Source organism: Salinibacillus kushneri, assembly GCF_900111405.1.
GTDB lineage: Bacteria > Bacillota > Bacilli > Bacillales > Alkalibacillaceae > Salinibacillus > Salinibacillus kushneri.
In genome coordinates this window covers 83362-105039 of record NZ_FOHJ01000005.1, presented here as the reverse complement: position 1 = coordinate 105039, position 21678 = coordinate 83362, and the positions used below count along the sequence as shown (strand labels likewise).

21 protein-coding genes and 2 pseudogenes are annotated in these 21678 nt (G+C 33.4%); 16 read left to right on the top strand and 7 right to left on the bottom strand.

The features are described 5' to 3' along the window. Nucleotides 1-282 precede the first annotated feature (282 nt). Nucleotides 283-583 (top strand): annotated as a pseudogene (locus BMX63_RS18470) (IS256 family transposase); the annotation flags it as partial. 2221 nt (nt 584-2804) lie between these two features. Here the strand turns inward: BMX63_RS18470 and BMX63_RS08800 are convergent. The 3 genes from BMX63_RS08800 to BMX63_RS18665 form a co-directional block, all read right to left on the bottom strand. Next, nucleotides 2805-3365 (bottom strand): hypothetical protein, encoded by a 561-nt coding sequence (locus tag BMX63_RS08800; protein ID WP_093134333.1) that lies wholly within the window; start codon nt 3363-3365, stop codon nt 2805-2807. A 785-nt stretch (nt 3366-4150) separates the two neighbouring features. Then, a complete protein-coding gene (locus BMX63_RS08795; RefSeq protein ID WP_177167247.1) occupies nt 4151-5059 on the bottom strand; it encodes a nucleotidyltransferase family protein in 909 nt (302 codons plus the stop codon). Between the two features lie 154 nt (nt 5060-5213). Beyond that, nucleotides 5214-5342 carry a hypothetical protein gene (locus tag BMX63_RS18665; RefSeq protein WP_281242739.1) on the bottom strand — a complete coding sequence of 43 codons (129 nt, stop codon included), beginning with the start codon at nt 5340-5342 and terminating at the stop codon, nt 5214-5216. Nucleotides 5343-5666: 324 nt separating this feature from the next. Here BMX63_RS18665 and BMX63_RS08790 point away from each other — a divergent pair, with 324 nt between their 5' ends. From BMX63_RS08790 to BMX63_RS08740, 11 genes are all read left to right on the top strand, one after another. Beyond that, nucleotides 5667-6827: a homocitrate synthase/isopropylmalate synthase family protein gene (locus BMX63_RS08790; RefSeq protein WP_093134328.1), complete on the top strand. Its 1161-nt coding sequence runs from the start codon at nt 5667-5669 to the stop codon at nt 6825-6827. Nucleotides 6828-6841: 14 nt separating this feature from the next. Then, nucleotides 6842-7606, top strand: coding sequence for a hypothetical protein (locus BMX63_RS08785; protein ID WP_093134326.1), 765 nt, complete (start codon nt 6842-6844; stop codon nt 7604-7606). A 22-nt stretch (nt 7607-7628) separates the two neighbouring features. Next, the gene (locus tag BMX63_RS08780; RefSeq protein ID WP_093134323.1) at nt 7629-8183 is read left to right on the top strand and encodes a cupin domain-containing protein; all 555 of its coding nucleotides are present in this window, start codon (nt 7629-7631) and stop codon (nt 8181-8183) included. Between the two features lie 75 nt (nt 8184-8258). Further along, entirely contained in the window at nt 8259-9053 is a 795-nt protein-coding gene (locus BMX63_RS08775; RefSeq protein WP_093134321.1) for an isopentenyl phosphate kinase, read from the top strand. After that, nucleotides 9054-9689, top strand: a complete 636-nt coding sequence (locus BMX63_RS08770) for a dTMP kinase (RefSeq protein WP_093134318.1) — start codon at nt 9054-9056, stop codon at nt 9687-9689. It begins immediately after the preceding gene. A gap of 2 nt (nt 9690-9691) precedes the next feature. Then, the gene (locus BMX63_RS08765; RefSeq protein WP_093134316.1) at nt 9692-10603 is read left to right on the top strand and encodes an NAD(P)-dependent oxidoreductase; all 912 of its coding nucleotides are present in this window, start codon (nt 9692-9694) and stop codon (nt 10601-10603) included. Beyond that, nucleotides 10569-11414: an isocitrate lyase/phosphoenolpyruvate mutase family protein gene (locus BMX63_RS08760; protein WP_093134314.1), complete on the top strand. Its 846-nt coding sequence runs from the start codon at nt 10569-10571 to the stop codon at nt 11412-11414. Before BMX63_RS08765 ends, BMX63_RS08760 begins: the two co-directional genes overlap by 35 nt. A gap of 46 nt (nt 11415-11460) precedes the next feature. Further along, nucleotides 11461-12828, top strand: coding sequence for an MFS transporter (locus BMX63_RS08755; RefSeq protein WP_093134312.1), 1368 nt, complete (start codon nt 11461-11463; stop codon nt 12826-12828). Between the two features lie 120 nt (nt 12829-12948). Then, complete coding sequence (locus tag BMX63_RS08750; RefSeq protein ID WP_143060134.1) at nt 12949-13386, top strand: hypothetical protein; 438 nt, start codon at nt 12949-12951, stop codon at nt 13384-13386. 79 nt (nt 13387-13465) lie between these two features. Then, nucleotides 13466-13774: an LCP family protein gene (locus BMX63_RS08745; RefSeq protein WP_093134307.1), complete on the top strand. Its 309-nt coding sequence runs from the start codon at nt 13466-13468 to the stop codon at nt 13772-13774. 370 nt (nt 13775-14144) lie between these two features. Continuing rightward, a complete protein-coding gene (locus BMX63_RS08740) occupies nt 14145-14573 on the top strand; it encodes a hypothetical protein (protein WP_093134304.1) in 429 nt (142 codons plus the stop codon). A gap of 1158 nt (nt 14574-15731) precedes the next feature. On the opposite strand, the gene BMX63_RS08735 is transcribed toward BMX63_RS08740, so the two are convergent. From BMX63_RS08735 to BMX63_RS18285, 4 genes and pseudogenes are all read right to left on the bottom strand, one after another. Next, complete coding sequence (locus BMX63_RS08735; protein ID WP_342732330.1) at nt 15732-16340, bottom strand: replication initiation protein; 609 nt, start codon at nt 16338-16340, stop codon at nt 15732-15734. Between the two features lie 45 nt (nt 16341-16385). Further along, nucleotides 16386-16640 (bottom strand): annotated as a pseudogene (locus BMX63_RS18740) (RepB family plasmid replication initiator protein); the annotation flags it as partial. A gap of 249 nt (nt 16641-16889) precedes the next feature. Next, nucleotides 16890-17096, bottom strand: coding sequence for a thioredoxin family protein (locus BMX63_RS08730; RefSeq protein ID WP_093134299.1), 207 nt, complete (start codon nt 17094-17096; stop codon nt 16890-16892). A gap of 12 nt (nt 17097-17108) precedes the next feature. After that, nucleotides 17109-17198, bottom strand: a complete 90-nt coding sequence (locus tag BMX63_RS18285) for a thioredoxin (RefSeq protein WP_143060133.1) — start codon at nt 17196-17198, stop codon at nt 17109-17111. 286 nt (nt 17199-17484) lie between these two features. On the opposite strand from BMX63_RS18285, the gene BMX63_RS08725 reads away from it, so the two are divergent. The 4 genes from BMX63_RS08725 (at nt 17485) to BMX63_RS08710 (ending at nt 21296) form a co-directional block, all read left to right on the top strand. Then, nucleotides 17485-18849: an N-acetylmuramoyl-L-alanine amidase gene (locus tag BMX63_RS08725; protein ID WP_093134297.1), complete on the top strand. Its 1365-nt coding sequence runs from the start codon at nt 17485-17487 to the stop codon at nt 18847-18849. Nucleotides 18850-19094: 245 nt separating this feature from the next. Beyond that, entirely contained in the window at nt 19095-20081 is a 987-nt protein-coding gene (locus BMX63_RS08720; RefSeq protein WP_093134294.1) for an acrylyl-CoA reductase family protein, read from the top strand. Between the two features lie 209 nt (nt 20082-20290). Beyond that, nucleotides 20291-20761, top strand: a complete 471-nt coding sequence (locus tag BMX63_RS08715) for an NUDIX hydrolase (protein ID WP_093134291.1) — start codon at nt 20291-20293, stop codon at nt 20759-20761. 34 nt (nt 20762-20795) lie between these two features. Further along, nucleotides 20796-21296 carry a GNAT family N-acetyltransferase gene (locus BMX63_RS08710; RefSeq protein WP_093134288.1) on the top strand — a complete coding sequence of 167 codons (501 nt, stop codon included), beginning with the start codon at nt 20796-20798 and terminating at the stop codon, nt 21294-21296. Nucleotides 21297-21678 lie beyond the last annotated feature (382 nt).

Sequence of the window (21678 nt, the reverse complement as noted above, 5' to 3'; positions counted from 1 at the left end):
ACTGTATTTACAGCTTTACATGAAAATTTGTTGTGGATATTAAAAGGCTATTAAGCTGAAAAGTTATAAAATAAAGCCATTCCGTGAATCCTAGTGGAAATTCGTGGTTGGGCAAAAGTAATCTGGCCTATGTGGTAACAAGAGCTTTTAGAGGACAAGTTTTTGTTTAATTTAAATCACGTACCTATTCAATCATTTTTAGGACCAAATATAATTATATGTAAAATAGTATCAAAGAACAAAATTTAAGATTATTCAGGTTTTAGAGCGAACTAGGCACAGTCTGCCTATCCTGATGCTGTTGATGTATGAATTCTAAATTTTGATCACGCTGAGCAGCTCTTTGGTTACGGTAGTGCACTACGCAAAATCATGTACATGACCAATGCGATAGAAAGCATATACTCTCAGCTTCCGCAAGGTAACAAAAAAGGGTATTCCCAGATGAGAATGCTTAAAGGTTCTATTCTTAAAAGAATTAGAGTCCAAATGGGTAGGTGGTCATATTCAAAATTGGGCCTTAACTATGAACCAGTTACTAGTTGATAATCGATTAAAGGATCGGGTTCTTGAAGATATCTGAACTTACACACTTTACTTGAAAAGACTCTTATGTGTTTTTCCATCAAACTGTATTTTTGTATAAACAGCAATACAATTTTTATGCTCCTCAACTAACCTATTTCCTTTATTTTAGAAAAATAAGAAGAACCTCGGCTACCACACCTTGGATCTTCTTACGCACTTAATGTCCCCTATTTAATTATAACAAACCACTTTTAAATAGTTTTATTCTTTTCACTTTCAATTATACTAAAGTTTGTATAGAAAAAACAAATGTATGCCACTTGCCACCTCGGATTATTGTTGAAGTATGTTAGTCGCTTTTATCTTTTATGGAGTTTTCAATTTTTATAAAACCTAAAAATGACGATGATACCTATAGAGAAAATAAAACATTGAACGAAAATCTTCTACGTCTTATTGAAAGCGAGAGAGGGGAGTGATCCTATTGTAATGGAGGTTATTGCTAATCACGCTATCTAATATAGCTATCATCAGCTTTGAACCTTCGTTTATCATTATCCCATCATTCTTTATAAATGTGGATAAAAATAAACTACCTTGCTTTGGGGGAAGCAAGGTAGTAAAAAAGAAGCAACATCGACGTAAATAACAGCCCACACCTTGTTTCTAGAGGGGTGCTACTGTTTAAAAGATGGAATGCACAAACATTCCGTTTCTTTTTATTTTGTATAATTTTTATTGTTATTATACGTTAAAACATTCTACACCATGTATTTTCTTACCATTATACATCAAAATGTCAATTTATCCTTATACATACTTTTGGATTTTTCCTTTGTTTCATTCTAATATCAAAGAAGTATTCAGGTAATCCCTAACAGTCAATCTAGGATCATTTCTATCATTTGATTCTTTAATAATTGAATAGGGAATTAAATATAACAAGGCTTCCTCGGTAGCAATTTTTGATGGTTATCCAAAAGGTACAGATACTAATATTGACCATACTTACCCGTGTCAGACTTGGACAAGGTATGGTCTTTAGAAGTGAAAATGGAGAAAGAAGGTAGGGGAAGATTTTTCCGATTTTAACGGTGTTGGTATTTTGAATAATTTCTGCTTTTAGGGGAATTATTTACTGATCTAAGCGCCCTCCTAAAAACCTGATATAAAGGCAATGAGCCTACATATTGGATATGTCCAAAATTCAAACAAGTAGAATGTTTTTCAATCAAAAAATATTGGGCAATCAAAACTAATATCGAGTTATCTATTCCTGTATAAAGGTTTTAAAATAAATACGTTATTGTTTTCGAATGACATTCCCCATTGATAGTTCATTGCTTTTACGAATTGAATTTTCGTATGAAAATATCTGTTTTTTTCCGTTTTTCCTAACCATAATGCCCAGCCCCCTATGAAATAAAAAAACTCTCCATTATGTACTTAGTTTTGAAATGAAGTTCCTATATTACAATAAATATACCTAAATTAAAACGAAAGTACAATAATAAGAATAAAAAAAGTACAATAAAAGACCAAACCCCTTGTGCCCCAACGGTTTAATCTTCCGTTAAATATAATTAATTGTAATTAATATATAAATAAATATATAAAGGGAAATCCGATTCTGAAAATCCCTTCTATAAATAAAATCTCAAAACTATAACAAAGAAAATCATTAATACATTCACTTTAAAAGTAAATATAAGGCTCACATTTAATTTTTAATAGATTAATAGACCTAAACTACCTAAAAAGAAAAAACGCTTTGTATGCCCCTTAAATTTAATCTGAGAGGCATAAGGCGTTTTTGTGATATAGTGAGTACCTAGATCTCTTTTATTATACCATATTTTAGGGTATCAAATGAGCCTATTTCCAAAATTTCCACCACTTTCTTTTGTTTCGCAGTAGCGAGCTGCTTAAGGAAAATTAAACGTTAGAATATCAACCCAGATGATTTGCTTATTTTAGGCTAAAAGTAGAGTAGATTTCATCAATAATTATATATATAATTAAACCCAAAACAGAAAATCAAAGGAGTATTTTTATGGGATTGATCAAAAATTCAATACTAATGTTTATAATCTTATTAATTAATTTTATTATCTGGGATTATGTTAGACATGGTGAAATAATGTGGATTGAAAATATAATGCAATCTTTAAGCTTTGTTATACTCTTCCGATTGTTTAAATGGTTTATAAACTCTAGTAAAAATAATCATACTAAAAAAGAGTCAGATTAATAACCTGACTCTTTTTTTAAGTATCTTAGTTCCAAGGATTATCTCCAGCAGTCCATAAGCAAGTAAACAAATAGGAAGTAAGCGTCACTCCTATACCTACTGGACTTCCTTTAACACCGTTCTTTATAAGCTTCTTAGCCCCTCCGATATAATCTTTATTTCTTATATCATCTACAATTGCACCTATAAAAGCCCCTGTAACAAGATCGGCAAACCCATTTTCAATTTTTCTTTGAATACAACGGTCCACTGGATCTTGACCAGAACTAACGCTTGCTATCGGACTTTGTGATTTTAGTTGTTCTTCTGTCTCCGTTTTTAATCCCTTTTTTAATTCTTTTAATTCTTCTAATTGTTGAGAGGGGCCATATTTATTTTCCAATTTTTCGACGTTGATATCAATTATATTACCGTCTTTATCTCTTGTTGCTGCTTTTTCAAAAATAAACTCCAATTCCTTAGCAAGGTCTTCCACAACTTGGTTGTTTTGATTTTGAACTTTAGCTGCTGTTGCAAAATTTGAAAAAGGAATTGCAAGTAAGGTAATAGTTAAAGTAGTTACTAAAATTCTTTTCAGTCTCTTCATTTGTTTGTATCCTCCCTCATCCCTTTGTTTGTATTTTTTATGTATTTCTAAGATGCTTTAAATATACTCCCCCCCCCTTTCTATGATTCTACATATTCCACTTTATAGTAGATTCGGGAGTTTTAAATAGGAAATTATTACTAATTTTTACATATTATACTATTCCGGGCCGAGGAATACCATGCTGTTTTTTAAGTATTATTTAGTAGTAATGTTTTATGGAAACTAGCGAACGTTTAGAATGGGATGTTTTATAAGTTAAATAATACCAATGGTCAAGGGGTAGGAGGCAAGCAGCTAACGATGTGGTTAATAGTGAGGTATGTTTTTCAGTGAGTGGATCATCTCTGTCATTACTGGCTCATTTTCCTGTCATCGATAGCGTGGAAAAAATGGCAACGGTGGCTCAATTGTTGTCTAGATTTTACTTTCCGTGGTTATTGCGGAGTCTCAAATTTGTGACCATAAAAATGCACATAATTAACTAAAACAACAGTTTAATTATGTGCAAAGATAAATTTGTGTACAGCAGTTAGCACAAGGTTTACATTAAAAAATACCGCGTTAAGAATAAATTATTATTTATGTACATCTAATTTTATAGAGATAAGTCAGCATCTCAAAAGAAGCAAAAAGATTTGCTAATGTCTTAGACTTAATCCAGGTTAATCTACCTGATTATCGTTCTTATTTTCCTACAAAAGATGACCGTATTAAACAAGTCGTAAATGATAAACGTTATGTACATGATGATGGAGTGGAAAACCATCATGATCTGAACCCTACTATTTTAAATTTGATAAGAGTTTATTTATTTTATTAATTAATTGGTTCACTATTGAATCTAATCTTTGTTCAGAAATATTATTATTGGATAATTCATACATTAAGTATAATGCATTAGCGTTGTAAAAACCGGTCTCTATAACTCTATCTTTAATTTCATCAATTGTATAATGACTAGATTCAATCTTTCTTAGGGTTAAAATTAGCGACTGAATATTAATGGAATCTCCTTCTAATATCTCATAATAGCACTTATTTATCATATACCATAAGTCATCTAATTCATTCATTACAGGAAGAAAAGAATGTTTTTGAAATAACCAATCCGGTTTTAATCCAAATGTAAGTTCCCGATGGACATCATATATTATATCAGTAAAAAAACCTGAATCATCCTTATAAACTTTAGAATTATTCAAGTACTGTAAATTCAGACTATTTTCAATGTGAATGGGTAACTTTTTACTTAAAGGGAATAATTCATAATGTCCTCTCTCAAACTCTCTTATTTCCGCCTTATCCCCAGTAATCCAATTACCATTATAATCATAACCTCCATGACTCAATCCCTCACGCAATAAGACAGCTCTTGTTTTTTCAGTATCTTTTACCAAAACGTCTACATCAGCCATTTGCCTTTTATCTATTAAATATGGGTAATTAAACAAGTCCCTTATACCTTTTAACCAACACCTTTCTATATTTTCATTATGAAGAAGATTGTCGATATAAAAAGTATATCGCAATATACTAATATTTCTATTCAAATTAACATTACGCTGTTTTTTCAACACATCAAGCAATGTTTCCTCTATTCTTATCTGGTTCCTTTTATGATAAATAAACCCATTTAATTTTGTTCTGAAAATAAATTCATAGTCGTCAAGAGTAATTTTTTGATTATTCATATTATACCTGGATAAATTGTTTGTGATGAGTCCCTTTAATAAATTCCTCAAATTTATTCTCCTTTAGATATTTTTAGAAGAGAGAGAAGAACTGAATTTAGGTTATATTTCTAGACATATAATGAGACGCTACATATACCTAGTTAGTGATTAATTATTGTTGATCCCATTTAACAGGCTGAGACAAAACATCATCACTTGATTGTTTCCATTTTACTGGCTGAGAAATCACTTCACTTGGTTGTTTCCATTTTACTGCCTGAGACAATACATCTCCTTTCACAATTAACACCTCCTCAATGGTATTTTCAGTTCTCCCCTCTCCTAAAAGAAATTATCAGAACTTTTACACGTTTACAACTTTTTATTAAATAGTAAATATTTTTAAATTTGGTAATTTTTGTCCATATTTTTTATTTTATCAATAAAAAGTCAAGGAACTTTTAGTAAAAATTATCTATAATATATAAATCTATTCACCTACTTTAATTTTAATAAATGGTATTATTTTACTAATTCTATTTTTTGTAAAAATTATCATCTATTTGACAGTTTAATACAATTTTTGTAATCTTTGAGCAACGTTCAAAAAAGTGGAGGTGAAGGTATGATAGATACCCCTAAGAAAAAAATCACTATAGAAGATAGTACACTTCGTGAAGGCGAACAAACACCTGGAATTGCATTAAATGAAAAAAAGAAGAGAATTATTTTAGAAAAGTTAGCTGAAACGAATGTTCCATTTGCTGAAGTAGGAATTCCTTCTATGGGATCCGTAGAGTTTGAATCTATTAAATCGCTAGCACAAGATGAAAACCTTCCAAGATTAATTGGTTGGAATCGTGGACGAAAAGATGATTTAAACAAAACATTAGAAACAGGCTTGACAGCTTTACACATTGGGCTTCCATCCTCAGATATTCATATTAAAAACAAATTTAAAAAGGATTATAACTGGGTAATTGAGACAGCGACTGAACTAATAGAATATGCTAAAAGTCAGGGAGCCACATTTATATCAGTAAGTGCAGAAGACATGGGAAGAGCTAATATAGAGTTCTTAAAACGTTATGCAAATGCTGTGTCTAATGCAGGAGCCACGAGGATGAGGTTATCCGATACTGTTGGGTGCCTAACACCAGATAAAACTGAGAAAATTGTTAGCACATTAACAAATAGTGTTTCTCCAGAATTTGAGTTTCAACTACACATGCATAATGATTTAAATTTAGCACTTGCTAACGTTTTGTCTGGAATTAAAGCCGGAGCAAGTCAGGTTCATACAACAGTAAATGGACTAGGGGATAGAGCAGGTATTACATCATTACATCAAGTTGCCACGGCAATAAAAGTTCTTACCGAACATAAAACCGATATTGATTTAACAAAAATCCCACAATTGAGCAAAGTTGTAGAAGACGCTACAGGATTAAAAATTTCAGGTAATGAGCCTATTATAGGTAATCATGTATATCAACACGAATCAGGAATACATGTTGATGGAATGTTAAAAGTAAAAGATAGCTTTTCTTCTTTTTCTCCAGAAATGGTTGGACGTGAACACGAATTTATTATTGGAAAACATTCTGGTTCTGTTGCTGTCCAATATATCTTGGAGAGACAAGGGATAGCCATCAGTAGGGAAGATGCAAGAGACTTAATTCCTTTAATACGTGAAGTATCGACAGCATTAGGAACTAGCATTTCCACAAACTTACTTATATCTTTGTATAATAACTTCAAACGAGAGCCATTACCAATTAAATAATAGGAGTGATAAGTATGGATAGATTTTCACATGTTGAGCTTGCTAAGGGATTACTACGTATATCGAATGAAAACATTAATGTCTCATATATGTCAATTTTACCTTTAGTGGATGGCGCACCGAGTTTTCTGCACCGCTTGCATTGTCACCCACTCAGTAAGGCTAGTACGGTAGTAGATGCAGCAAAAGTTGTTTTTGGGTATGAAGGTGATCATATACCTCAAATTTCAGAAGATGTATTCGAATTAAAGAGATTTCGTCAGGAAAAACATCAATTTATAGAAGTATTTAACAAATTGGTGAAGGGTTATACCAATAAGGGAATGGAAGTATCAGTTGGATATGGTCCTTTGCTATCAGTAATTTCACATACTTATTTCGATACTTTCAATAATGCCGTACAAGCATTTACCCCATACGAATCATATTGCGCAGGACAATACGACATGTGGCACGAGATTGACTATTTTAATTATAGAATTAAATGGTATCAGGAAACTGCTCCTCAAGTTCGGCAAAAAGTGTTAGAGGAAAAATTTTGGAACGATTATTCCTTTACATCAAAAGAGATGGTAAAGGGAATGATAGATAGGATTGCACATTATACACAGCCTAGTGTTAGTAAATCTACTATTAAAAAAGTAGAAAATGACCTAGCGGTAGATGATATTTCCTTAAATCCTGAAGTTCGAGAATTTTATGTCAAGCTTGAAACTTCTCTAAGAAAACACTTAAAAGATTCGGTATCAAATAGTGAGGAAGTTACTGTATCTATTTAAATTTTAATAGGAGGAGATTTTGATGAGTATCAGTTTATCAACAGAAAATCTAAAGGAATTATGTGCAAATCGCAAAAAAACTTTTGATGAAATTGTAAATAACTTGGATGTTCAAGGTAACGAAGTTTATGTAGATTCTTTTGATGAGGTAAAGAAAATTGCTCATTCTTTAAACGTGCAAGTTTCTGATCTATTTAATAATTCAGAAGAAAGCGATCTCAATGAGGGTGTGAAAATACAATATAATAACCAAGGATATAAACGTACTAGTAAAAGGGACGGAAAAGATTATTATACCTATCAACATTTAGTTACAACTAATACTGAACCTTATTTAATGCCTCTAAAAGTCACTCTCTATTGCAATGATGAAGATGATATAAGATTAAATGAAGGACATGATACTAAAGAAGTGATTTACGTTACCAAAGGGAAAATTCGAATGGATTGGTCTTCAAAAGACAAGATTTATAGACAGGAATTGAATGTAGGGGACTCAGTATATATAAAACCAGGAACTCCACATAGTTTTATGGCCATTGAAGAAGACTCAGAGCTTCTAGCATTTAATTATTAAGATTATTAGAGCCTTCTATAACTCACGAACATTTACTAATTTTTTTAAAATATTTTCAGAAAGGTTAAAGGTATAATGTATGTCATAAAACTTGGTGGTAGTTTAATAACTCACAAAGATAAATACTGCAGCCCAAATAGGAAAGCAATTAAACAGTATGCTCAAGAAATTAAAAAAAATTGGACTCTATTTAAAGGTAACTTAATCATTATTCTAGGCGGGGGATCATACGGAAATGGTGTCCCAATTCGTTACAACCTTCAGAATTCAATGCAAGAGTGGAAACCTCAAGATTTACTAATGATGACTACCAAAATGAATGAATGGCAAACTGAGGTATGTACAATTTTTAGAGATGAAGGAATCCCGTGTTATCCATTTCAAGGGAGTAGTTATATTACATCGAATGATGGAAATGTATCTTCTTGTTATATTGAACCAATTAAAAGTGCACTAAATATGGAATTACTCCCTATACTATCAGGTGATTTAACGTTCGATTCTGAAGAGAAGTTTGTCATATTCTCGAGTGATAAAATCCCATTAGTACTGAATAAAGAACTAGACATCTCTCGAGTTGTTATGCTCACAGATGTTGAAGGAATTTACTATAAAAATAGTCCGGACCAAATTTATGAAGAGGTCACTCAAGAAAACTTTTATGTAGTATTGTCTGAAACAGGGGTGTCTAACCAACAGGATGTCACTGGTGGTATGAAGACTAAACTCCTTGCTTTAATTGAGCTGGCTAAACAGGGGGTTCGAGGTGTGATTTGTGATGGAAATGATCCTTACAACTTAACCGTATCACTACTGAATGATAATACGCCAGGAACACAAATTAAAGAATGGCAAGAGCAGGTGAACTAAATGTTAATAACATTTACAGGATGCGACGGGTCCGGTAAGAGTACACAAATTAAAAAAATTCAAAAATGGTTAAGAGACAACAATTATAATGTTGATATACTAGATAAATGGAATATATTAGATTCTGAAAAATTTCCTGAATGTAGATTTATAAACACGCCCTTAAGTGATCTACGGGTTTGTATATCTGAAATGGAAGGAATTAGCCGTGCTTTGTTTTTGTTTTGGAGTATAAGTATAACATTGACTAAAAATAACCTCCAGGATAAAAATCATATTTATTTGTTGGATGGCTATTGGATGAAACATGCTGCATCCGAAATTTTATACGGTTGTGATGAAAAATGGATTAAGGAAACTTTTTTACAGTTACCTATAAGTGATCTCGTCTTTTATTTTGATGTTCCTCCGAAGGAAGCACTCAAACGTAAACAGGGAGATTTAACTCCATATGAATGCGGAAGAGATAACGAAGTTAAGGAAGAAAATTTTATTCGACATCAAACTAAACTAAGGAAATTACTAAAATCATGGGCAAATTCATATAGTTGGCAACAAGTGTCTTCCCTGCAACCCGAGGATGATATAACGAATAATGTACAGAACATAATCCTCAATGAAATTAAGGGTGAATAATATTGATAACGAAAATAGGATGGATCGGAACTGGAAACCTAGGTACATCTATAGTGAAAAGATTATTAAATCAAGGATATGAGGTTTATGTATACAACAGGAGTAAAGACAAGGCAACGAAACTAGGGGAGTTTGGTGCTCATGTTGTACCATCTCCTCAACATATTTCATATTATTGTAAATTAATATTTCTTTGTTTAAGCGATGAAAAAGCAGTACAGTCAGTTCTTTTTTTAAACAAAAATGCACTCTTTCGAAACCAAGAAAATAAGCTTACAATCTTTGATACTAGCACAATAAGTCCTAAATATGCCGTAGAATTTTCAACCAATGTAGCTAAGTTTGATAGTTACTACATAGAAAGTCCTGTTTCTGGAGGTCCTGAAAATGCTATCAATGGGGATTTAACCACCATATTAGCTGGTCATCGAGGAGTAATTAATTCGAACAAGCACATTATAGAAAGTTTTAGTAAAAAAGTTTTTGAATTTTATACTCCAGGTAAAGCACAAATACTAAAGATATTAAATAACCTTGCTGAAAGCATAAATTTAATTGGAGCTGCTGAGGTAATTTCAATGGGAAAAAGAGAAGGATTGTCACTGGAAGAAATGTATGATGTATTTCAATCAACCCGGGGTAACTCAAGATATATGAATGTACTGTTTGAACGGCTTATATCACCAAAAGACAATGTATCAGCATCAATAAATGTACGATTAAAGGACCTACATTTAGCTTCAGACATTATCCAAAATAATAACTTTACTCCTATTAGCGAACTAGTTCACTCGTTATTTCAAGAGATTGTTAACGTGATGGATGGGGATCTAGACCAAACGGCATGTATTAATTTATACAATAATGAGGGTGATTTCAATGAAGGCAAGAAACAAAATGAGACAACTAATTAATCAAAAAGGAAAAGTAATAAGAGCGGTTGGGGCTCATAATGGTTTAACGGCAAGACTAGTTGAAAGACATAATTTTGATGCTGTATGGGCAAGCGGGTTTGAGATTTCATCTTCTTTTGCAAAACCAGATGCAAATATACTAAGTATGACAGAATTTAAAAATATAACCGAAAACATTATCGAATCAACAACACTTCCTGTGATTGCTGACTGTGATACAGGATTTGGTAATGTAAATAATGTAATCGAGACAGTTAAAAAGTTTGAAAATATTGGAGTGTCTGGAATATCTATCGAGGATAAGATATTTCCCAAGATGAATAGCTTTGTTGAAAAGGGTCAAAGTCTAATCTCAAAAAAGGAATTTGAGGATAAACTAAAGGCAGCTAAAGATACTCAAATAGACCCTGATTTAATTATTATTGCAAGAATTGAAAGTCTAATAGCTGGTAGTGGTATGGATGATGCATTAGAAAGAGCTTTTGCATATTATCAAGCCGGTGCTGATATGATTCTAATTCATTCAAAAATACATAATCCATCAGAGGTGCTGCAATTCAGAAAACTATGGAACTATCCAACACCAGTAGTTATTGTTCCTACCACTTACCCTATGTTTTCAGTAGAGGAAGCAAGAAACAACGACTTCAAAATGCTTATATATGCTAACCCAATAATCAGATCTTCTGTCAAGGCAATAAATGATACTTTATCTAAATTATATTCATCAGACTCACTTTTAGAAATCGATGACGATTTAATAGATATGAGTTATATGTTTGACTTACAGAAAGTCAAAGAAATGGTATGAAGGAATATGCGGCTCCTACAATGAAATACGAAGAAAGGTGACCTAAATGTACCCACAGAAAAGCTTTAAGAAATTCTCGATATATTGGTTCAGCCAGACACTTTCTGAAATTGGCGGTGCTGTTAACATTTTCGCCATAACTATATGGCTTACACAAGTAATGTATAATGATCCTTCAGATAGAACGATGTTAGCCTTTGCAATTGGTGCAAATACAGTTGTTTATAACGCTGCTTATGTACTGTCGCAACCTTTAGTAGGAATTTGGACAGATAGACTTGATAGAAAAAAAATACTGTTATTCTGCAATTATGTTGGAGGATTACTTACATTAATACTCTTTTTTTTAATGTTTACCGAAACTTTAAAGAGTCTAATTATACTACTAATTTACAGTGCTTTATTGGGAATTTTAAGAAGCTTTATTATCAGTTCCTTTACAGCATCTTACATAATGATTGTTCCTGAAAAACATTTATCCCGCGCTAATGGAATGACCCAAACAAGTTTTTCACTTTCTAAAGTAATTGCTCCAACAATTGCAACATTCCTAATTTCTATTCCAGCTTTTATGGATACTTACATTATTTCTTTCCAAGGTGAAGAGCAAGCGATATCACTAGCTATTCTATTAGACGGTGTAACATTCATTATCAGTGCTGTAATCTTAGGTTTTTTGTATATTCCTTCACCAAGTGAAAATAACAAAAAGTTAAGAAAAAAATCAATAGGGTTTATAAAAGAGATGAAGTCTGGTTTATCATATTTTAATAGGCCTTTACTGTGGTTACTAGGACTAATCGCTGTTGGTAATTTATTGCTATCAGTTGTTACTACCCTCTATCCTCTTGTACTAAAGTATAGTTTAAATGGGGAACTTCAAAGTAACGGATTAGATTTTGATACAGGATTAGCCATTATCACCACTCTTAGTAGTATAGGAGGTTTATGCGGAGGTCTAGTAATGACATTGTTTGGAGGTCTAAAGAAAAACAGAATTTACGGTGTTATCATCCCTTTAATATTAGCCGGGGTGTTTGAGATTAGTTTTGGTTTTTCCGATAATATATATATATCCGGGATAATTGGTGGTTTAATTTTCTTTATGTTACCCATTACAACAGCTCATTCAAGTACGATTTGGCAATTGGTAACTCCCAAGGAAGTTCAAGGTAGGGTATTCTCAGTAAGAAGATTTGTCGCACAAATTACATTGCCATTGAATGGTGTTCTAGCAGGATGGATTGGGAGCTCTTTTGATCCAGCCAAGGCTATAACCATTTTGGGGGTTATTTTTACTGTTTTAAGTGTCACACAATTATTTAACAGGCAATTATTAAGCGTTGAAAATAGCAAAGTAACCAACCAAAATTTAAGCTTACAAAAACGTGATAATTATGATGGAAGCATATAGAAATGAAATATATAAAATTTGTGAATAGTACCTGATAGGTGATAGATAATCTAGAATCGCATATTTGTTTATATTAATCTTTAATTGAGCGGGATGTAATTTATGAGAAAGCTAAAAAAGATGTTAATAATTTTTTGTTTAACGGTATTATTAGCAAGTATTTTTCCAATTGTTTCCTTAGCAGATTATAATCATTCTACGTGGGGAGTATATGAATCCGGAGGTTGTACAGTAAAGCTTTTTACTGACTACCGTTCATATTATTCTAATGCAGACACTGTTGACGTTTGGGCAACAAGTGATAATTGTCCAACCTTTTATTATGACTTAGTTTTAGTGAATGAAGAGTTCAATCGTGCTACTAGTCAAACATTTTCAGGATATTTCTCTTACAGAATGCCGACAAAACAATTCGATATCGATTTAGTACAACAACCTGATAGTAATGGGGATTGGTCTGATGGAGATCTTTATCATGTCATACTTCGGATTTATAGTGATTCAGCTCATAATCAACAAGTAGCGGTACTTGACAATCCGATAAACATTTACAAATAAATAAAACCAGTAGAGGAAAGGATTTTGAACTGTTGTACTGCACCTTTAATTGTTAGACACAATTAAAGGTGCAGTTTTTTTGTCAAAGATTGCATTTGAAGAAAAAACAATTATTATTCAGGCAACGGTTGACCAAGTCATATCTACCGGGACAATTTTTAAACTTCATAAAATCACTGACATTCTTGAACAAAATGTAGACACTAGCTTTCAACCTTCGGAAATCCATTCGTTAATTCGATCTTATGCATCAATGGATACTTCCTCTATTAAAACTTTTGAAATTGAGGGATCTAATAAAATGATTGGTGGTTCATACTATTTTATTCCAAATAAAGAGAGTATAAAAAATGTGTCTATTCAGTTGAATAGGGAATTAGGATCATAATCTGTTTATGTAGTAGGTTATTATTAAAGTTTTTATTTGTCTAAATATATAAGGTTAAGCATCCTTAAGGTTTATGAATATTTAAATTTTACCGATTAGTCATACTTATACACAAAATTATAGACACTTCCTCTTCCTGATATTATATGCAGTTTGATTTATTTTTCAAATATTTTTTAAAGAAATTGATATTATAAAAAATATCTGGTTATCTTTATAAAATTTTACCAATTTATTTATCTATTAAATAATATTTTAGGTGTAATAGGTACATTTTTACTATTAGTCCATTTTTATCCAAACGGTTTTGCTGATAATATATGAATACCATGTTCAATATGGTATTCATATATTAGAAAGGATGTTGTGAGTGAAAAATTTCAAGTTTTTATTCGCTTTAGCTATTATACTGTTTACATCTATGAGCTTACTTCCAAATAATGCATCAGCATCGTCTTGGTCTGAATGGCAAACAGTTACTGGAGATTGTCAAGTTAGAGTTTGGACTGATTATAGTGTTTATACATCTAATGCAACCTCAGTTGATGTTCAAGCTGAATCAAGAAATTGTCCTCAGTTAGATTATTATATGGATGTCTGGGGAACTGATTCTACGGGGTATGAATTCATGATACGTAGTATTGATCAAGTGACTGGGTATTTTTCATACTTAACCCCTGTTAAGAAATTATATCTTGATGACTTAAATCATAGTACACAAGCTAGAGTAAGAGTTTTGCTTACAGGATCTGTACCTAATACAGCTGTTTGGTCAGATGAAATTATGATTTATAGATAAATACATTAATGATTCACAATTTATAAGACTATTTATATGTCAATTATTATAGAAAGTGGGACGGTATTATTAAAACTTGCAAAGTAATTTTAGGATTTGCATTACTTATAGTTGGAACTACGGTATTTCCTTTTGGAAAAGTAGAAGCAGCCTGGTCTGAGTGGCAATATATAGAAGGAACAAGGGACTGCGACGTTAGAAGTCCTAGTCTTGTTCCTAGTTTTGTGCCTAGTCTTACATTTTCGGTTTGAGTTTTGGGGCAAATAGGGATAATTATGTAATTTATCCTCTTACAACCTTTTAGTAACTAATATTTGTTCCTATAGCAGGACCAACAGATTGTTCCTAGACTTGTGCCTATTGAAACTATATGCTATTTTGCTCATAAAATAGGATAATAGCTTTGCTTCTGGTAAATACGGGGGGGGAGCAAAGGCTAAGTGACGTGCTGATTTTTTCAATATGAGTGATAAAGATCAAAAGTAGACTTTGAGAGAGTGTTACCAACATAACGGTATTTTGATATTGAAAATCGTTTTAAATTAACGTATCATAAAACTTCTGTATTTAGAGATAACTCAATATTTTGATTGGAAAAATATTCCTTAATGATGCTGCAAAAAAGATAAATGATAAATCCAGATATTTTTCGTCATAGGGATGGTTCTAATATAGAACCAGGTTATAAATAACCTCTGAAAGGTTTAGCCACCACTATTCAATCATGATAAGTTTTAATCCTTTATTATCCGATAGATATATTGGATAATCATATTAATCATACTCCCCCGTGTCGAGACGCGGCTAAGGTATGTGAGGATTGAGGAGTACCTGTATCGTGATACAGTGAAAACAATCCGTACATAACGGTCCCCTATGTTCTTTAACATCAGGGGGGTTTAATGATTGCTTAACATAGGGTGTTCTCAAATAGCCCCCCCCCTCAGTTGTAGAAAAATATAACGTAGTACAAAGTTTTAAAAGAACCGCATATAATGCATTTTTGTTGTTTATGGAAGGAATAAAGATTGATGAATAAATTTATTTTAAAAAACAGTGAAAAAATGCTAGAACCTGATGGTGGTTCTTATATAGAACCACCCCCATTCCAAAATAGAATAGGGGATATAAGTAAAACTCTAATTATGTATGTAAAAACTAATACACTTTATACTTTTCCAACAATTTCTCCATCTCTTGCCTCTCTATGTATGTTACTTCTTTTTTTCTTGAATCCTTTTTATCATTTCCATCATTATTTTTATTAAACCATTCCGGTAGGATTTCTTTTTTCTCTACTTGAATAGTTGAGTCATACCCTTGTTGAGCTAGCTTCCCTTTTTCTTTAAGCAGATAATTAGCCAGGCCAATCGGGTTATTCTTATTGCTTTGTTGATTGATATACAATATCAAATTCCTTAATTGACTTGTATATTCTAATCCCCAAATATTTTTCCCTAATGCTACCCAACGATAAAACACTTCATTGGATACATGGTAACCTCTTGCTAAGCCATTTAACTCTTCCAACAAAGTTTCTTCAGTACTCTTGGTGTCCTCAACAATCTTAGTCCTTTTTTCTCTATTAGTAGAAATAATAAATTTTAAGGCTACAACTTTTCGTCCCTTTTTTAACTCCTCATAATTAAACTTAATATCAGTTTTTTCCGAAAGTTCCCGTCTTGCAGGATCAATAACTCTTAACTTAAAATTTGAGTATTCCTTGTATTTATTTCCAGTTCCAAGCCTCTTCCTTAGTTCCTCCAAGGTATACTCTATGATTCCAATTTTCTCCCATTTCTTTAACAATTCATAAAATCGTATGGCATAACCACTATTTAAAGCCAGCACATTTCGTAATTTATAGGAGGTGAATTCTCGCTGTAACTGTAATAAATAAGGCTTTAACTTTGGATCAAATGTAAAATCCACCGTCCCTTTTTCTGAATTATATTCCACTGAAGACATCCAATGCATCTGCAAAATTTTCGCCTCTTCTTTTTTTACAACCTCAATAACCTTGCTCATTAGATCCTCTGTTATCTTTCGTAATTCACTATACTTTGGTGAACCATCTAATCCCTAGGATGTCAAGTTATAAATGGAATATATATAGCGCTTTAATATCTGTATTTATTACGATTTAGTTATCCATAAAACAAGTTCATCGGAAACAATTTAAGTCAATTTTTAAAAATTGCTTAAAAAAGAATTAACCCGTCCATTTACTTGTGTGGACTTATTTATAATAGATTAACCATAGGTCTAACATGATAATCAAAAGGCATTGCTAAGGAAGCAATGCCTTTACTGTAATTATGATTGGGCAAATTCGGTAACCTGTTCTTCAGGAATAAATCCAACAGAACGGTTTACTTCTTCGCCGTCTTTGACAAGAACCATTGTCGGAATACTTTGAACCTCAAATTTTTGAGCAAGGTCTGAAGATTCATCTACATCTACATAATAAAAATCAACAGTATCCAGCTGTTCGCTTACTTTTGAGACCACCGGTCTCAACATACGACAGCCTGGTCACCAATTTGCTCCAAATTCTAAAACCATTGGCTTGTCCATATTTTTAACAAGATCCTGGTATTCCTCTGAAGTAATCGTTTTAGCCATGATGCTGACCTCCTTTGCTGAAGTTATCATTATTTTTCCTATTATGTCAGGAATTTAATCTTTAAACAGCAAGTTTTTGGGATTTTTACGGAACTGCAGATTCACCATGTACAACTTCCTTTTGGAAGGAACAAGGAATCTGTTTCCATTATTCCCTTACTGTTTCTAACCTTTAATAAAACATATTCCTTATTTTTTGTAAAACTAAACAAACTGTCCAAGTCGTTCTCTGTATATTTTGAATATAGTAAAAGGAATTCCCTTTTAATAGAAAGGATTGTTATGTATGAAACTCTATTTAGATCCGGGGCATGGTGGATCTGATACTGGTGCCAGCGGAAATGGATTAGATGAAAAGCATATTGTTTTGGATATTGCCCGTAGAATTCGTGATATTTTAGTGAGTGAATATGAAAATGTGAATGTTCGTATGAGTCGTACGGATGACAGCACAGTTAGCTTAAGTCAACGAACCAATGATGCGAATGCATGGGGAGCAGACTATTATTTGTCTATCCACTGTAATGCTTTTAATGGTTCTGCAACTGGTTATGAGGATTATATTCACATTAGCTTATCAGACTCTTCACAGACCGCTGAATATCAGGATATTATGCACGAAGAGATTACAAAGGTTAATCAGTTAAGAGATCGTGGACAGAAGAAAGCAAATTTTCATGTTTTGCGGGAAACAACGATGTCTGCTCTTTTAACCGAGAATGGTTTTATTGACAATGTAAATGATGCCGATTTACTTCGCGATCCATCCTATCGGCAAACATTAGCACGAGGCCATGTTAATGGATTAGCAAGTGCCTTCAGCTTACAGCGTAAGGAAGAGGAACCAGGAGCTACCATTTATAAAGTAATAGCTGGATCATTTCAATCAAGAGATAATGCAAGAAATCGAGTGAATGAATTACAATCAAACGGAATTGAGTCATTCATTACAATGGTTACAATTTCGGGTGAACAATGGTATCGTGTGCAAGCAGGAGCTTTTTCAAACCAGGAGAATGCAGAAAGGCGCTTGCAGGAGATTCGTAATACGGGAATTGAAGATGCATTTATTGTGACAGATAATGGAGAGAGTGGAAACGGGGACGGTTCTCAGGAGGAGCCAAATGGATATTCGATTTTAGGAGAAACATTCCTTTCACCAGAATTAATGAATCGTTATGTAAAAGACATTTATAGTCATGCGATTGAAATTGCGAGCTATTATTTAACCTTTGGTGCATACTATGGCGTTCGTGGTGACATTGCCTTTGCTCAGGCTATGCACGAAACCGATTATTTACGATTTACTGGGATTGTGGAACCTGAGCAAAATAACTTTTGTGGACTAGGTGCAACAGATTCCTCAAATCCAGGGGCAAGCTTTGCTACACCGGAAGAAGGCGTACTTGCTCATATTCAGCATCTGTATGCCTATGCTACAACTGACGATTTACCTGATGAATATCCTTTAGTAGATCCTCGTTTTGATTTGGTATCCAGAGGGTCCGCTTCGACCTGGACTGGTCTAAATGGCAAATGGGCTGTTCCAGGCAATGACTATGGTCAATCAATACTGGACATTTATCACGGTATGATAAACTCAAGCATAGAGGATTTAGAAGAAGTAAGACAGGCGATAAGAGATGTGTGAAGTATCAGGTGGAATCCATTACTGATAAATTCATAATGAAATGCTTGGCTTTTCATTCCTTAAAAGTTGTCAGTCCTTTATCGCTTAAAAGCGGTGAGGGACTGTCCTTTATTTCATATCATCATTTATAACAGCTATTTCTAAAAGTGATAAGTGGACTGCACCGCATTTTAAATGTTTGGAGTCAGGTGTGATTTTGGTTACAATTTCTATGATGATAGAATCTTTTTTAGGAGGTATGAAAAATGAATCAGTTTAAAGCATTGGTTTTGGATAAATCAGGTGATCAGTCGTCTTTAGATATAAGACAAATAAGTATGGAAGATTTACCTGAGGGAGAAGTAACGATTCGTGTGGCTTACTCTAGTGTGAATTTTAAGGATGGAACAGTGGCGATTCAAAACCAATTTGTTGAATCCTACCCATTAATACCTGGGATTGATTTAGCTGGTACGGTTATTGACTCAACAGATGCACGTTTTAAAGAAGGAGAGAAAGTTATTGTAACGAGCTATCAGCTGGGAACTGGACATTCTGGTGGCTTTAGTGAAATTGCGCGGGTTCCTGCAGATTGGGTTGTCCCACTGCCGGATGGATTGTCTTTAAAAGAAGCAATGATTTTAGGCACAGCTGGTTTTACGGCTGGACTTTCAGTTAAACGACTTGAAGATAATGGGTTGAAATCAAGTGAAGGGCCAGTCTTAGTTGCTGGAGCTACAGGCGGTGTAGGTAGTCTTGCTGTGAATATGTTAGCAAAACGCAATTATAAAGTGATTGCCAGTACAGGTAAATCCAGTGAGGAGGGTTACCTTAAAGATCTAGGAGCTGCTGAAGTTATTCATCGTAATGAAATCATGGATACAGATCAGGTACCTATTCGTGAGGAAAAATGGGCTGGAGCGGTTGACCCTGTTGGAGGTAAAACACTTCAGTACATATTCAGTACATTAAAATATGGTGGCTCTGTTGCAACGTGTGGTCTGACAGGTGGAGTTGAGGTTTCAACCACTGTGATTCCTGCTATTTCAAGAGGAATTAATTGGCTTGGTATCGATTCAGTAGAATGTCCTATGGACCAGCGCGTTAATGTTTGGAAGCGTTTAGGAGATGATTTAAAGCCAACTTCAATGGAGAATGAACTGGTAAATGAAATTTCATTAGAAGAACTTCCAGATGTCCTGGCAAATATTTTGGAGGGGAAAGTACGTGGTAGAACACTGGTTAAACTTTAGATGATGAATTTCCTATTTTGCCTCTTTACCGCTATCATGCGGTAAAGAAGCAAAAAGGGGTTGGTAAGGACAACTCGCCGTAAACTAGGTTCAAGATCATTCGAACATGACCAGCTGCTAAGAATATGCTATGTGCAGTATTTAACGAATTGGTAAAAGGGAGAAAGAAATAGTGGAAGAACAGGGAAGAGTTTAAAAGGGGGAGAAAAATGGGACATAGTCACCCAAAACATATTATTGCTGTATCAGCTTTTGTCACAAATAATCATCAGGAAACATTACTCGTTAAGACCCATAAGCGTTCAGATACATGGGAATCACCGGGAGGGCAGGTTGAAGAAGGGGAGTCTTTAGAAAAAGCCGTATGCAGAGAAGTTTTAGAAGAGACAGGAATTGTCATAAACCCAATTGGGATTACGGGAGTTTATTATAATACTTCAGGTGAAATCTTATCTGTCGTTTTTAAAGCAGATTTTTCTAGTGGACGTCTGAAAATCCAGCCAGAAGAAATTAAGGAAGCAACATTTATTCATTTAAACGAGGATAATATTGGAGACTACATAACACGTCCAAATATGAAGTCCCGAACGATAGATGCAATGAATGCTAATCATTATATTCCGTATGAGGCTTGGGAAACGAGGCCGTATAAACGGTTAGGAAGATTAGATAACGAATGAAAATCCCTTTATTTCTGAGAGAGGAAGATTTACTATGCAACTAACATCAGACAGATTATTATTCCAGCCATATCGTGATGAAGATTTTCCTTTTCTTATGTCTTTATTATCAAATCCTGAGGTCGTTCGATTTATTGGTAATGGAACGACAAAAGATGAAAGTGGTGGTAAGGATTTCTTGCATTGGATTTATAGAACATATACTTATGGGAAAGATTTAGGCTTAATGGTGCTCGTTAATAAGAAGGATAAAACACGAATTGGACATGCAGGTTTAATTCCACAAAGGGTTGATGGTAAGGAGGAAATAGAAATTGGATATTGGATTGCTCGTGAATATTGGGGAAAAGGATATGCTTCAGAAGCAGCCAAGGCACTTTTGGATTATGGAGAAAAGCATATAGATCAGGAAAGATTTATTGCCCTAATTCAGTCTGAACATTTCGTTTCTCAAAAAGTTGCAAAAAAGCTAGGAATGGAATTTGATAAAATCGTTATTCTAAACGGGAGAAAGGTACATGTTTATACAACTTAAACATCGAAACCACACTTAGAACAGGCCCAGAGCTTCGTACATTATAATGGTGAAAATCCTCGTGTTAAAATCATCAGATTATTCTTCGCACACTGTGTCGATTACAGATTACCATCTTTTAAATCTAATTTTTGCAAATAGTGCCTGACTTTAAACCACTCACTCTAATCATCCTCTTCGCTGTTCAGTATATATAAGGGATGACAGTTTAGACTGCTTTCCAGTTAATTTTGGCGTTCCCAAAAGTGTTTATGACGTTATGAAGTTGGGTTACATGATGAAATTTATGCAAATGTAGTCTTATCAGTCAGATAGTCCATGTATGAATACCCACTTTTAGAAGATAATACCAATAGGAGGTCAGTTTTAAAGGTGGGTTGAC

Coding starts and splice junctions, on each gene's coding strand:
- BMX63_RS08790 (WP_093134328.1), top strand. CDS start 5,667: ATGATAGATACCCCTAAGAAAAAAATCACTATAGAAGATAGTACACTT.
- BMX63_RS08725 (WP_093134297.1), top strand. CDS start 17,485: ATGAAACTCTATTTAGATCCGGGGCATGGTGGATCTGATACTGGTGCC.
- BMX63_RS08785 (WP_093134326.1), top strand. CDS start 6,842: ATGGATAGATTTTCACATGTTGAGCTTGCTAAGGGATTACTACGTATA.
- BMX63_RS08795 (WP_177167247.1), bottom strand. CDS start 5,059: ATGAATAATCAAAAAATTACTCTTGACGACTATGAATTTATTTTCAGA.
- BMX63_RS08730 (WP_093134299.1), bottom strand. CDS start 17,096: ATGTTGAGACCGGTGGTCTCAAAAGTAAGCGAACAGCTGGATACTGTT.
- BMX63_RS08760 (WP_093134314.1), top strand. CDS start 10,569: ATGAAGGCAAGAAACAAAATGAGACAACTAATTAATCAAAAAGGAAAA.
- BMX63_RS08775 (WP_093134321.1), top strand. CDS start 8,259: ATGTATGTCATAAAACTTGGTGGTAGTTTAATAACTCACAAAGATAAA.
- BMX63_RS08715 (WP_093134291.1), top strand. CDS start 20,291: ATGGGACATAGTCACCCAAAACATATTATTGCTGTATCAGCTTTTGTC.
- BMX63_RS08770 (WP_093134318.1), top strand. CDS start 9,054: ATGTTAATAACATTTACAGGATGCGACGGGTCCGGTAAGAGTACACAA.
- BMX63_RS08780 (WP_093134323.1), top strand. CDS start 7,629: ATGAGTATCAGTTTATCAACAGAAAATCTAAAGGAATTATGTGCAAAT.
- BMX63_RS08800 (WP_093134333.1), bottom strand. CDS start 3,365: ATGAAGAGACTGAAAAGAATTTTAGTAACTACTTTAACTATTACCTTA.
- BMX63_RS08755 (WP_093134312.1), top strand. CDS start 11,461: ATGTACCCACAGAAAAGCTTTAAGAAATTCTCGATATATTGGTTCAGC.
- BMX63_RS08710 (WP_093134288.1), top strand. CDS start 20,796: ATGCAACTAACATCAGACAGATTATTATTCCAGCCATATCGTGATGAA.
- BMX63_RS08720 (WP_093134294.1), top strand. CDS start 19,095: ATGAATCAGTTTAAAGCATTGGTTTTGGATAAATCAGGTGATCAGTCG.
- BMX63_RS18285 (WP_143060133.1), bottom strand. CDS start 17,198: ATGGCTAAAACGATTACTTCAGAGGAATACCAGGATCTTGTTAAAAAT.
- BMX63_RS08750 (WP_143060134.1), top strand. CDS start 12,949: ATGTTAATAATTTTTTGTTTAACGGTATTATTAGCAAGTATTTTTCCA.